Below are 12,483 nucleotides of genomic sequence, written 5' to 3'. Positions count from 1 at the left end.
CTGAACGGCGCGTCAATCTTCACGCTGGTTCAGCAGCACACCGATCACGAGTTCACGCCCGGCTCGGTTGATCCCGATGCCGCGGTCTCTTCTCTCGACAAGACCATACGCAATCAGCCGCTCGGCCAAGGATGGTTCCAGCGTAGGGTAGGGACCGCGATTCAGCCGCTTGAGCGCGGTCCGTTCGTTCTCGTCCAGGTCGCTCCAGGTCACGGTCAATGCTTTGTCTCCGCTCTCGATGATGAAGGAAAAACTGTACGATGAACGAGGATCAACGCCATTTCAAACCAAATTCCTTACACCGTACTTGCAATAAATTTCGTTTGGCTTTGAGCCGGCCAGCAGCCAGTTTCCTGAAGGCATGGGGAGCGTTGGCTGAACCCGTCCCGGCGCAGAAAAACGTGCCACTCCGCCCCGGCATTGCGATCTAGTTTGACTCAATAGCCGGCCAAAACCGTCAGTGTACACCCTGACAAGCTGGCAGAACATTCCTCGCCACCCCGGACAAGGGGACTGACAAAATCAAAGGCGAGAAGCGTACGACCCAACGATGGATTGTCGAATGATCTACCCTGATGCCTCGTTCTGACATCATTTCCTTCAAGTCGCGAAGGCTCAGGCCGTAAGCCAGATACCAGCGAACGCAGACCACGATGATCGACTGGTCGTAATGGTGGTCTTTGAACATGGTCATCTCCCAAAACATCGAGAGGTGATTACGGGTTGCCGGTTAGCGAAGAGTTTGCAACAGAACCTCGACCATAGCTTCCCGGCTCATTCCGGAAAAGGGAGGCAGGTCGGCCAGAAGCGAAGCATCAAGACGGCTCAATCATTTTCTCCAGTTTGCGACAATGCAAAGATCCGGTCGGCCAAACTGTTAGGGATTCGGGGGCGCCAAGGCAACCCGAACGGGGCGTCATCCCAGATCAACCGACATGGATCCCATCATGGCAATTCCTCGTACCCGACCTTACGCCGGACCGGCCATCCTGAGCTACGGCTTTCGCCCGTTCTTTCTCTTCGGCGCATTGTATACGGGCCTGTCGATCCTGCTTTGGCTGCCGCAGTTTTACGGCGAGCTCGCGTTGGCGACGCTGTTTGCACCGGTCGATTGGCACGTGCATGAACTCTATTTCGGCTTCCTGCCCGCGATCGTCACCGGGTTCCTGTTCACCGCCGTGCCAAACTGGACCGGCCGCATGCCGCTACAGGGAAACGCCCTCTTGGCATTGCTCCTGCTCTGGTTGACGGGACGGGTGGCGGTTACTTTCTCTGTGTATATCGGCTGGCAAACGGCGCTGGTCGTGGATTCCGCCTTCCTGATCACAGTCGCCATCGTGATCGCCCGCGAAATCATCGCCGGCGCGAACTGGAGAAACCTGAAGGTGCTGCTGCCGTTGCTGATCCTGGCAACCGCAAACATCGCCTTTCATCTGGAAGCGCATTTTGATGGCGTCTCCGATATCAGCCGCCGCCTGGCGGCGCTTGCCGCAATCAGTTTGATCATGCTGATTGGCGGTCGGGTCATTCCGAGTTTCACCCGTAACTGGCTGGTGCGCGAGAATCCCGGTCGCCTGCCCGCGGCCTTTTCGCACTTCGACATGGTTTCCATTGCGGTGGGCATCGCGGCCTTGGCTATCTGGACCGGGTCTCCGGATTCAGTTGCCGCTGGCATAACAATGGCTGTCGCGGCCTTGCTGCAATTCATCCGGCTCGGGCGCTGGGCCGGCGATCGCACCTTGCGCGATCCGCTGGTCTGGATCCTGCACGCGGCTTATCTCTTTGTACCCGTCGGATTTGCGCTGATTGCTGTGGCCATCGTCTTTCCGGAGCATGTCTCGCCGCTTGCCGGCGTGCACGCGCTCGGGGTCGGCGCTGTCGGCGGCATGACCCTGGCGATGATGGTGCGTGCGTCCCTGGGACACACCGGCCAGGCGCTGCGCGCCGGCCCCGCCGTCAGCTTGCTTTTCCTGGCTGTGCTGGCAGCGGCGGTCACGCGCATCTTCGCCGCCATGGCCGATAGCCATGCCGGCCTTGCCCTGCATGTCGCGGCTTTCGCGTGGATGGTGGCATTCTGCGGCTTTGCAGTTGTTGTCGGACCGGCGCTCGTGAGGCAGCGGCGGTCTGCCAGGCCCTAGAGAATGGCCGCCAGCGGCGAGACACCGATCAGCGCCGGATGCAGCACCAGCAGGATCGCAAACAGCGCGAAGGCGGCGCAAAGCCGCACCAGCAGGCTTTGCGCCCTGAAGCTTTCTGCAAGGGACGCCCGACGCATATCCGCCAGCAATTCCTGATACCGCGCCTGACCGATTTCCCGTTTCCTGCGCCGGTCGATCAGCCGCATTCCGACAAGGGTGAAGGCGGCGAAGATGCCGAACATCACCAGATGGGCGAGATTCCCGTTGGGCAGGGCATGCGAGCCGGACCACAGCAGGAGGGTTAGCAGCATCGGATGCCGGTGCACACGGACGATTCCGGCTCGCGTCGGATCAAAGAAGCTATTCCCGGAGCCGCCAAAGGAAAAGGGATTGGGGCGCCCGACGGAGAATGCGAAGACGATGCAGGCAAGCAGCATCGCCGCCAGCGTCACGGCCGACTGCCACGCCGCCGGCTGCCAGATTTCGACATACGGTGCTCGGCCGGCGCTGACGATCAGCCAGGTCAGCGCCAGGACTGACACGATCGAATAGGCAATCGAGAAGGTCCGCGCTCCGAAGCGGCCGACAATATCCGACTTGACTGCGGGCCGAACCGGCACCGCATGCAGCACGAAAAAAGCTGCCAACGCCAACGAAAATTCAGTCCAGTTATCCAATGTCGAACCCCGATCCTTTCGGCAAATCCTAAAGCTGCATCAGCGGTTTGCAACCGGCCTACGAATGTCGCGCAAAGGCGCGGGTACTGTCTGTCCCCCGCATGCCAACCGATCATGCGAGTGCAAGAGTGCATCTCTGCTTGGCCAACCCGTTGCCTGAGCTGAAGCAGAAAGCATTTCGTACGGATGCAGGCAAGAGTCCCGAACAAGATGCACAACCAATAACATTGCATATAAGCAATGTAATATATTGATATCGCTGGGTTTTCCGGGCGCGTTTCATTCGCGAGTTTGCGCAAATGCAAAGAGATCGGCATGCTACAAGGTAGATTCGAAGCGAAATGACGGTGTGAGTTCAGACATGTTTGCCAAGTCGATCAGCGTTCGCAATTGGGGTGTTGCAGCATTTGCGATGCTGGCGAGCCTTCTCCTGGCCATCGGTGCCGCCCAGGCCGAACCCTTGGTCATGACATTCCTGGACAAGGCGAATGTCGGCGAGATCGTTCCCGGCGCCACGGAGTACGGCCAATTGCGGTCGGACATTCCCGTGGTTGAGGCCCTGAAGGACGGCAAGGTCGTGGGCTACGTCTTCCTGACATCCGATTTCGTCACGACAACCGGCTATTCCGGCAAGCCCATCCACACGCTCATGGGAGTCGACGGCAACGCGAAGGTGACCGGCGTCCGTCTGGTCAAGCATTCCGAACCGATCGTGCTGGTCGGCATTCCTGAATCGAAAATCACCGCGGTGACGGAGAAATATGCCGGGCTCGATCTCATCGCCGAGGCCGCCGCCGGTGGCTCGGCGCATGATCTCGACATCGTCTCGGGCGCCACCGTGACGATCATCGTCATCGACGATTCGATCGTCCGGGCAGGGCTGAAGGTGGCGAGGTCTCTCGGCCTTGGCGGCCTTGAGCCCGAACTGGCGAGCTCGGGACCCACGAAGGCGTTGTCGATGCCAAGCGGCGACGACGTCCCGATATCCGACTGGCAGACGCTTGCGGGTGATGGATCGATCCGCAGCCTGCGGCTCGATATCGGACAGGTGAACACGGCGTTCGAGGAGACCGGTGACGCCCGCGCTATCAAGCGCCCGGAAAAGGGCGCGCCTGAAGATACCTTCATCGACATGCAGATGGCGCTGGTCAGCGCGCCGGAAATCGGCCGCACGCTGCTTGGCGACGATGAATATGCCAACCTGCTCGAATGGCTCGATGAAGGCGACCAGGCGATCCTCGTTGTCGGCCGGGGCAAATACTCCTTCAAGGGATCGGGCTATGTGCGTGGCGGCATCTTCGACCGCATCCAGCTGATCCAGGGCGATACCGCCGTTCGTTTCCACGACAAGCAGCACAAACGGATTGGCAAGCTCGTGGCGGAGGATGCGCCGTCATTCACCGAACTTGATATCTTCAAGGTGAAGGCCGGCAGCGGGTTTGATCCGGCAGAGCCCTTCAGGCTGCAACTGCTGGTGCAGCGCGCCGTCGGCGCCATCGACAAGGCCTTCATCACCTTTGATCTCGGTTACCGCATTCCAGACCGCCATACCGAGAAACTCGCGGCCGAAACAGCTGAAGTCGCCAACCCGCAGATCCAGAGCGACGTGGCGGTGTCCGACACCAGCGAACTGAGCCATTTGTGGAAGCGAGTCTGGCTTCAGAAACGGGTTGAGGTCGTGGTCCTGGTGGTCGCCCTCGTGATCCTGACAGGGGTGTTCTTTTTCCAGATGCAGGTGATGTCGATTTACACTTCAAACTGGGACTCGGACAATTTCTGGAAAAACGTTACACTTCAATTGAGACTTTTGCGGCCTGAGTCTCAATTGAGGTGTAACGTTTCGTTGGCTATGCGAATGCTGCCTCTTTTTCCAAAGCGGGCTTCCAGGATTCGATGTTTTCATCGGTGATCCGCTCTGTGCCGTCTTGGATCGCCTCGATTGCAAGTTCGTTCAGTATCCCGAATACGCGAGCGGTTATGCCGTCGCCGAGGCGGGAAAGGTGTCGCAAACTCTGGCTGGACAATGCGGACGGAAGTTTGAGCGGTAGACTTCGGAGGATCGCCGTCACCAGTTCCTGGAATTCCTCATCCGCCTTCCATCTTGGCAGTACAAACTGATCCAGGCGTCGTGCCAGTTGAGTGTCGCCGGCAATCGCGTCGCGGGCTTCGGAAACGCCAAGACAGACGAGCGAAGCTTTGATCTCATTGCTAAGATATCGCAGCAGCTGCAGGATCACGCGCTGCTCTCTCGGGGTTCCAGCAAGAAGATTGTGGACCTCGTCAAATACCAGAACACGAACATTGTTGCTTTTCAGGAGGAGGACGGTCCTGATCTCAAGTTCCATGAGTGTCAGGCGTTCATTGATGCTGGCTCCCATGGCCATCAGCAATTGACCGTATATCCTGCGTTCTGTCGGGCGTGATGTCAGCGTAATTGCCAGGACCGGCATGCTTTCCACACCGGTACTGTGATCGATAATTGGTGGATGATTACGCTTGAACTTTTCCACGAGCATCGTCTTGCCCATGCCGCTGTGGCCATAAATCGCGAGGCCCGGCGGACGCGTTGATGGCGGATGGTCGCAAAGCCCATCGAGATGCCGAAGAACCCGACGAGCGCGATAAAAGCCGACCCAACGATCGGATCGAATGGCACGAATCCGTGTTTCGTTTGGCGAGTTGGCAAGTGCCGCGGCGCCAGACGCCAAATGCGGGAGTTCAATCATCAATCCCAAAATTCCGTGTCGTCATCTGAATGAACCGATTTCGCCAAATCTATAGCCGTAACGTGGCCGCTTTCCTTTTGGTCCTGTTTAGTAGGCCTTCGAGCAGCACTCCGGCGCGCTTTTGCGCTTGAGGATGCGGCAATGTCTTCAATCTGCCTTTGTTTTGCGATCGCTGCAAAGATAACATCTTCTTGCAACTCACGCCGTCCTTGGTCTCGAAGCCTTTTCTTGGCATGTTTCCATTCCCACCATGAGACGGGCGGATATGCGAGATTTCGGTACCGCGCTTCTACAAACCGGCCGTCGGACTGGCGAACGAATATTCGAGAAAGGTCTCGTGGATCATATTTGATCTCAAGCTCAGCACCCCGGCCGACATCACGTGATAGGGCGTCCGACCAGTAGCGAATCTTTTCCAGATGAATGCCGTCCTTCAGCAAGCGGCGCCGGTCACCAGGCAAAAAGCTGGTCCAGAACGCCATCCGGTCTGGCGGTAGGTCGAAATCGACTTCACCTTGCCGTTCGCGCCACACGGCCAGGGGAGGGCGCAATAGTGAGGCGTGGATACGCTGATGGTATTTGCCGACGATTTCCAGTGCGATCCACTTTTCTAGTTCGCGTAATGTAAAGGTCGCACGGCCCTCGGAATCGTAGTCACCCCTGATCTTCACATTGCTGAACGTTGTGCCAGGCAGCAGATGAACAGCTCCCATCATGGTTCCGATCAGCCGCTCGACGTGTCCGCCGAAGCGGGGCGTTGCTGGCGGTCTGAACAGGAGCTTGATGCCATATTCCTTGCAAGCGCCGGCGAGCGCTCGCGATCTGAATTCGGCGCCATTGTCGCAATGAAGAACAGCTGGCAGTCCGGCGACAGGCCAAGGAATATCAATCCCCCGTTCGTCTAGCCATGCTGCTTTGTCGTAAACGGCGTGCAGGAGGCAAAGGCCAACCGACGTTCTCGATGGGGCTGCCAGTGACAAATGGAAACCCGCGACCATTCTGGTGCAAACATCGATGGCAATCGTCAGCACTGGCCGTCCGATGGGTTGGCGATATTGTTCATCGACAACGACGACATCGACAATAGTATGATCGATCTGCCAAAGGGCATTCGGCTTTGCGACAGAAAGCTGGCCAGGGCTCGGTGTCGAGGCGGCTTCGATCTCGCGCTCCCCGCGCTTGCGGGCCGCTGCAATCGGGATCAGTTCCGACACTCTACGCTGCACAGTGCTACGATGTGGAGGTGATAGCCCCTCTGTGAGGCAGACTTCCCCAATGCGCCGCATCAGTGCGGCAAAGCTCGGCTTTTCCTTTTTGAGCCAGAAGCCCTCCACTTGTTCGGCGATAATGCGCTCGGTTCTGGGATCCAGCCTAACCATTCCTTCTTGCGTGCCGCGTTTTCTAGGTTTGAGGCTTGAAGTGCGTTGTGTCTTTCTAAACCTCGCAACGAGCCGAAACAGCGTCGAACGCGGGATTCCATACTCCTCACGCGCAGCCGCGACTACCTCAGCTGTCACTTTCCCATCACTGCCGCGGAGCAGATATCGAAGAAACTCTTCCGGACTTACATCGTCGGCATGTCGGTCACCATCATCGGGGGCTTCTGGGGATGAAATCATACGGCGACATTATGGTCGATCGACCGGTCGATCAATCCCATTTGGAGTGTAATAAAATCTCATTGGTATCTCATTTGAAGTGTAATGCATTACACTTCAGTCTCACGCAAATCATTGAAAACACTCAATGCGCGAGTCTCGGTTTCAAACATAAATCGACACGAGGCGGACCATCCCATTAGTGGTGACGCCCGACGCGAAGCGGGATGCGGTGGCTCAGAGAAATTACCGGTTTCGTCGACGCCATCAGGTCCCGGTGACAATCAGCAGACTGGAAATTTTCTATCCATTTCGGCTGGATGGTTTGCAGCCATTCGTGAATCCGTGAACCGCCCGTTTGAGCGAAAACACTCTAAGAGTATGAAAAAATTGTTTTTAATATGATTGGCACGGTGGTTGCTACGATCCTTTCGAGAGTGCGCGGGAGCTTTTCGCGCATTGAGGAGCCAGAGGAGGAGAAGCCCGCATGACCGAAACCTTTTACGAGGTGATGCGCCGCCAGGGGATAACGCGGCGCAGTTTCCTGAAGTTCTGCAGCCTGACAGCAGCCTCCCTTGGGCTCGGACCGTCGTTCGCGCCACAGATTGCCCACGCCATGGAAAGCAAACCGCGCATTCCGGTGCTGTGGCTGCACGGGTTGGAATGCACCTGTTGCTCGGAGAGTTTCATCCGCTCGGCACATCCGCTGGCCAAGGATGTGATCCTTTCGATGATTTCGCTCGATTATGACGACACCATTATGGCGGCGGCCGGTCATCAGGCCGAGGCGATCATCGAGGAAACCATCCAGAAATATGATGGCAACTACATCCTTGCCTGCGAGGGCAATCCGCCACTCAACCAGGAAGGCATGTCCTGCATCATTGCCGGCCGGCCCTATCTCGAACAGCTCAAGCACGCAGCAGACCATTGCAAGGCGATCATCTCCTGGGGATCCTGCGCCTCGTGGGGATGCGTGCAGGCGGCAAGGCCGAACCCGACACAGGCGACGCCGATACACAAGGTGCCGGGCTTGGCGCCCAAGCCGATCATCAAGGTTCCGGGCTGCCCGCCGATCGCCGAGGTGATGACCGCCGTGATCACCTACATCCTGACCTTCGAGCGGTTTCCCGATCTCGACCGGCAGGGGCGGCCGAAGATGTTCTATTCCCAGCGCATTCACGACAAATGCTACCGGCGTCCGCATTTCGATGCCGGCCAGTTCGTAGAAGCTTTCGACGATGAAGGCGCGCGCAAGGGTTACTGCCTCTACAAGGTCGGCTGCAAGGGCCCGACCACTTACAACGCCTGTTCGACGGTGCGTTGGAATGGTGGCCTGTCCTTCCCGATCCAGTCCGGACATCCATGTTTTGGTTGTTCGGAGGACGGTTTCTGGGACAAGGGCAGTTTCTATGACCGGCTGACCGACGTTCATGGCTTCGGCATCGAGGCTGACGCCAACGAGATCGGCGGCGCTGCCGCCACGGTGGTTGGCGCCGCCACCGCGGCCCATGCGGCGCTAAGCGCCGTCAAACGCGCCCGTCAGAAGGGAGGAGAAAGCTGATGACCGCTATTCAAACACCGAACGGCTTCAATCTCGATACTTCCGGCCAGCGCGTGGTCGTAGATCCGGTCACCCGGATCGAGGGGCATATGCGTTGCGAGGTCAATGTCGACGAGAACAACATCATCCGCAATGCGGTCTCCACCGGCACTATGTGGCGCGGGTTGGAAGTCATCCTCAAGGGCCGCGATCCGCGCGACGCCTGGGCCTTCACCCAACGCATCTGCGGTGTGTGCACGGGCACCCATGCGCTCACCTCCGTACGCGCCGTCGAGGATGCGCTTGGAATCGATATTCCGGAGAACGCCAACTCGATCCGCAACATCATGCAACTGTCGCTGCAGATCCATGACCATCTGGTGCATTTCTATCACCTGCATGCACTTGACTGGGTCAATCCGGTCAATGCACTGAGAGCGGATCCGAAAGCGACATCCGAGTTGCAGAAACTGACCGGGCCCAATCATCCGAAATCTTCGCCCGGCTATTTCCGCGATGTGCAGAACCGGCTGAAAAAGTTCGTGGAATCCGGTCAGCTCGGTCCGTTCAAGAACGGCTACTGGACCAATCCGGCCTATCTGCTGCCGCCGGAAGCCGATCTTATGGCGGTGACGCATTACCTTGAAGCACTTGATTTCCAGAAGGAAATCATGACGACACGCACTATCTTCGGCGGTAAGGACATTCATCCGAACTGGCTGGTCGGTGGCGTGCCTTGCGCGATCAACATCGACGGCGCCCTGGCGGCCGGTGCCCCGGTCAACATGGAACGGCTTAACTACGTCAAGGGCGTGATCGACCGGTCGTTGGAGTTCGTCAAGAATGTCTATATCCCCGACATCCTCGCGATTGGCGGGTTTTACAAGGGCTGGCTCTATGGCGGCGGCCTGTCGGGCAAGAGTGTGCTCGCTTACGGCGACATTCCGGACCGGGCCAACGACTATTCGCCGGAAAACCTGCTGATGCCGGTGGGCGCGATTGTCGATGGCAAGTTGAGCGAGGTTCACCCCGTCGACCTTCGCGATCCCGATCAGGTGCAGGAGTTCGTTCCGCACTCCTGGTACTCCTATCCGGACGAGAAGAAGGGACTGCACCCCTGGGATGGCATTACCGAGCCGAACTATGTGCTTGGAGCGAACGCCAAGGGGACCAGCACCAATATCGAAGAAATCGACGAGGCGGCGAAGTACTCCTGGATCAAGGCGCCGCGCTGGCGTGGTCATGCCATGGAGGTAGGGCCGCTGGCGCGCTACATCGTCGGCTACGCTCAGGGGCACGAATATTTCACCGACCAGATCAACCGCACTCTGCGGACCCTTGATGTGCCGGTGGATGCCCTTTTCTCGACGCTTGGGCGCACTGCCGCGCGGGCGCTCGAAGCCGAATGGGCGGCGGAGATGCAGGTGTATTTCTTCGACAAGCTCATCGCCAACATCAAGGCGGGCGATACCGCGACGGCCAATGTCGAGAAGTTCGATCCGAAAACATGGCCGACGGAGGTCAAGGGCGTCGGATTTACGGAAGCTCCGCGCGGCGCGCTGGCGCACTGGATCAAGATCAAGGACACCAAGATCGACAACTACCAGTGTGTGGTGCCGACCACCTGGAACGGCAGCCCGCGTGACAATGAAGGCAATATCGGTGCGTTCGAAGCCTCGCTTATGAACACAAAGATGGAACGACCGGAGGAGCCGGTCGAAATCTTGCGCACGTTGCACTCGTTTGATCCGTGCCTGGCCTGTTCGACCCATGTCATGGGGCCGGATGGCGAGGAAATGGCCGATATCAAGGTCCGCTAAGGGAGGATTCGATCATGAAGTCTGCATTGAGAAAAACGATCACGGTTGCCGGGCTGACAGTGGCGGCGATGCCGGCGCTGGCCCATACAGGTGGAGATGTTTCCGGTCTTGCCGCCGGAGTTGCGCATCCCTTGCTTGGCATGGACCATCTTCTGGCGATGGTGGCTGTCGGCGTATGGTCGGCTACCCAGCCAGCGCGGTTTGCATGGCAGGGACCGGCGCTGTTTGTCGCCCTGCTTGCCGCAGGCGCGCTGGCCGGCATTGGCGGCGTTTCGGTGCCGCTGGTCGAGCCGGGCATACTGGCCTCGGTCATCATTCTCGGATTGATGATCATGTTCTCCCGGGTGTTGCCCGCCGCTGCGGCGTTCGTCGCAATCGGCGGATTCGCGCTGCTGCATGGTCATGCGCATGGCAGCGAGGCCGCTGGCGCTCTGACTGGTTACATGACGGGTTTCATGCTTGCCAGCACCGCCCTGCATGCAGCCGGTTTCAGCGCCGGACGCGCCATGGCGAAGATGCGCTTCGGCCTCATTGGTTCCGGGTTCGCGATCGCCATCGGCGGCCTCCTTCTGGCAGCAGGGTAGGGGGCCGACATGAGCGCTGACATCACCACGACCTCGCACAGCGAGGAAGCTGTCTATGTTTATCAGGCGCCGGTGCGACTGTGGCACTGGATCAACGCGATCGCCATTCTGGTGCTGGCGGTCACCGGTTATCTGATCGGTTCCCCGCCGCCATCAGTGGGAGGCGAAGCCAGCGACAGCTTCGTCTTCGGCTGGATCCGCTATCTGCATTTTTCGGCGGCTTACATTGTCGCTGTTGGCTTTGTCTTCCGCGTCTACTGGGCTTTTGTCGGCAACAGCCATGCGCGGCAGATATTTCTGCCGCCTGTCTGGCGAGGCAGTTTCTGGAAGGAGCTGGTCCACGAGGTCTTGTGGTACGCGATGATCGCCAGGCAGCCTTTGAAATACTCGGGTCACAATCCATTGGCGACGCTGGTCATGCACGTCATGTTCGTCTGGGGTATCATCTTCATGATTGTCACCGGTTTCGCGCTCTATGGCGAGGGCACCGGCATGGGGTCGTGGCAGTACGAGATGTTTTCAAGCTGGGTGATCCCGCTCTTCGGCCAAAGCCAGGACGTCCATACCTGGCACCACATGGGCCTGTGGGTGATCATAAGTTTCGTGATCGTTCATATCTATGCGGCAGTACGCGAGGACATCATGTCACGGCAATCGATCATCTCATCGATGTTTTCCGGCTGGCGAACGTTCAGGGACGGCAAGCCCGCCGACGACAAACACTGATCCAATACAAGTCAGTCTCAAGTGCGAATGGCGGGGCCTCCGGGTGCCGCCATTTTTTACTTTGGGGCGAAACTGGAAGCCATACGGTGACAGAATGGTCACCGGCTTTTCATGTGGAATCTGGCCGGAAATGCATCTTTGGAAGAATATCTCTCACATTGTGTGAAATCTGGAAGGATAGTTTCCATAATCGATTTGATCGCAGCGGCAGAACTCGCGGGAATTCAGGGAATCCGGCTCCTCCGCAGGTCTGGCACGGCGCTTGCGAGGGCTGGGGTATGGAGAGCCCTGCAAGGGGTTAATGAAAGGGAGGAGCAATCGTGGATCACCGCGAAACCAACGTGCTTATTCTTGGCATCGGCAACCTTCTGTGGGCGGACGAGGGATTTGGCGTTCGCGCGGTTGAGGAACTTCATCGTACCTATTTCTTTCCCGACAACGTGCGGGTCGTCGATGGCGGCACGCAAGGGATCTATCTGGTCCAGCATATTCGCGACGCCGACGTTCTGGTGGTGTTCGACGCGGTTGACTACGGATTGCCGCCCGGGACGCTGAAGCGCGTCGAAGGCGACGAGGTGCCGAAATTCCTCGGCATCAAGAAGATCTCGCTGCACCAGACCGGGTTCCAGGAAGTGCTGGCGATGGCGGAAATGATGGGCGACTACCCCGCG

General features: G+C 58.4%; 11 protein-coding genes and 1 pseudogene. 8 read left to right on the top strand and 4 right to left on the bottom strand.

Going from position 1 to position 12,483, the window contains the following annotated elements; genetic code table 11:
* A partial coding sequence (locus Q8O80_RS11755) for a hypothetical protein (protein WP_305579643.1) occupies nucleotides 1–264 on the top strand: 264 nt, incomplete at its 5' end.
* Nucleotides 265–520: 256 nt separating this feature from the next.
* Here Q8O80_RS11755 and Q8O80_RS11750 read toward each other — a convergent pair.
* Nucleotides 521–688, bottom strand: a pseudogene (locus tag Q8O80_RS11750) (IS6 family transposase); the annotation flags it as partial.
* A gap of 259 nt (nucleotides 689–947) precedes the next feature.
* On the opposite strand from Q8O80_RS11750, the gene Q8O80_RS11745 reads away from it, so the two are divergent.
* Entirely contained in the window at nucleotides 948–2,138 is a 1,191-nt protein-coding gene (locus tag Q8O80_RS11745; RefSeq protein WP_305579646.1) for an NnrS family protein, read from the top strand.
* Here the strand turns inward: Q8O80_RS11745 and Q8O80_RS11740 are convergent.
* Complete coding sequence (locus Q8O80_RS11740; protein ID WP_305579642.1) at nucleotides 2,135–2,815, bottom strand: NnrU family protein; 681 nt, start codon at nucleotides 2,813–2,815, stop codon at nucleotides 2,135–2,137. The genes Q8O80_RS11745 and Q8O80_RS11740 overlap by 4 nt on opposite strands.
* A gap of 361 nt (nucleotides 2,816–3,176) precedes the next feature.
* On the opposite strand from Q8O80_RS11740, the gene Q8O80_RS11735 reads away from it, so the two are divergent.
* Nucleotides 3,177–4,724: an FMN-binding protein gene (locus Q8O80_RS11735; protein WP_305579641.1), complete on the top strand. Its 1,548-nt coding sequence runs from the start codon at nucleotides 3,177–3,179 to the stop codon at nucleotides 4,722–4,724.
* Here the strand turns inward: Q8O80_RS11735 and Q8O80_RS11730 are convergent.
* Nucleotides 4,663–5,541, bottom strand: coding sequence for a TniB family NTP-binding protein (locus Q8O80_RS11730; protein WP_305579645.1), 879 nt, complete (start codon nucleotides 5,539–5,541; stop codon nucleotides 4,663–4,665). The genes Q8O80_RS11735 and Q8O80_RS11730 overlap by 62 nt on opposite strands.
* The gene (locus Q8O80_RS11725; RefSeq protein ID WP_127601218.1) at nucleotides 5,541–7,160 is read right to left on the bottom strand and encodes a Mu transposase C-terminal domain-containing protein; all 1,620 of its coding nucleotides are present in this window, start codon (nucleotides 7,158–7,160) and stop codon (nucleotides 5,541–5,543) included. The genes Q8O80_RS11730 and Q8O80_RS11725 overlap by 1 nt, the downstream gene beginning before the upstream one ends.
* A 466-nt stretch (nucleotides 7,161–7,626) precedes the next feature.
* On the opposite strand from Q8O80_RS11725, the gene Q8O80_RS11720 reads away from it, so the two are divergent.
* The 5 genes from Q8O80_RS11720 to Q8O80_RS11700 form a co-directional block, all read left to right on the top strand.
* Entirely contained in the window at nucleotides 7,627–8,703 is a 1,077-nt protein-coding gene (locus Q8O80_RS11720) for a hydrogenase small subunit (RefSeq protein WP_305579640.1), read from the top strand.
* Entirely contained in the window at nucleotides 8,703–10,502 is a 1,800-nt protein-coding gene (locus Q8O80_RS11715) for a nickel-dependent hydrogenase large subunit (RefSeq protein ID WP_305579639.1), read from the top strand. The genes Q8O80_RS11720 and Q8O80_RS11715 overlap by 1 nt, the downstream gene beginning before the upstream one ends.
* Nucleotides 10,503–10,516: 14 nt before the next feature.
* Nucleotides 10,517–11,086: a HupE/UreJ family protein gene (locus Q8O80_RS11710; protein WP_305579638.1), complete on the top strand. Its 570-nt coding sequence runs from the start codon at nucleotides 10,517–10,519 to the stop codon at nucleotides 11,084–11,086.
* Between the two features lie 9 nt (nucleotides 11,087–11,095).
* A complete protein-coding gene (gene cybH, locus Q8O80_RS11705) occupies nucleotides 11,096–11,812 on the top strand; it encodes a Ni/Fe-hydrogenase, b-type cytochrome subunit (RefSeq protein ID WP_305579637.1) in 717 nt (238 codons plus the stop codon).
* Between the two features lie 317 nt (nucleotides 11,813–12,129).
* The coding region (locus Q8O80_RS11700; protein ID WP_305579644.1) for a HyaD/HybD family hydrogenase maturation endopeptidase at nucleotides 12,130–12,483 on the top strand (354 nt) is incomplete at its 3' end.

The sequence above is a fragment of the Devosia sp. genome (genome assembly GCF_030689745.1).
In the GTDB taxonomy this organism is placed as follows: Bacteria; Pseudomonadota; Alphaproteobacteria; order Rhizobiales; family Devosiaceae; genus Devosia; species Devosia alba.
The sequence above is the reverse complement of the archived record's forward strand: the minus strand, read 5'-3'. Positions and strand labels throughout refer to the sequence as shown.

Excerpts from the sequence above, each read along its gene's own strand:
- Q8O80_RS11745 (WP_305579646.1), top strand. The coding sequence starts at position 948 with ATGGCAATTCCTCGTACCCGACCTTACGCCGGACCGGCCATCCTGAGC.
- Q8O80_RS11720 (WP_305579640.1), top strand. The coding sequence starts at position 7,627 with ATGACCGAAACCTTTTACGAGGTGATGCGCCGCCAGGGGATAACGCGG.
- Q8O80_RS11710 (WP_305579638.1), top strand. The coding sequence starts at position 10,517 with ATGAAGTCTGCATTGAGAAAAACGATCACGGTTGCCGGGCTGACAGTG.
- Q8O80_RS11735 (WP_305579641.1), top strand. The coding sequence starts at position 3,177 with ATGTTTGCCAAGTCGATCAGCGTTCGCAATTGGGGTGTTGCAGCATTT.
- cybH (WP_305579637.1), top strand. The coding sequence starts at position 11,096 with ATGAGCGCTGACATCACCACGACCTCGCACAGCGAGGAAGCTGTCTAT.
- Q8O80_RS11725 (WP_127601218.1), bottom strand. The coding sequence starts at position 7,160 with ATGATTTCATCCCCAGAAGCCCCCGATGATGGTGACCGACATGCCGAC.
- Q8O80_RS11715 (WP_305579639.1), top strand. The coding sequence starts at position 8,703 with ATGACCGCTATTCAAACACCGAACGGCTTCAATCTCGATACTTCCGGC.
- Q8O80_RS11730 (WP_305579645.1), bottom strand. The coding sequence starts at position 5,541 with ATGATTGAACTCCCGCATTTGGCGTCTGGCGCCGCGGCACTTGCCAAC.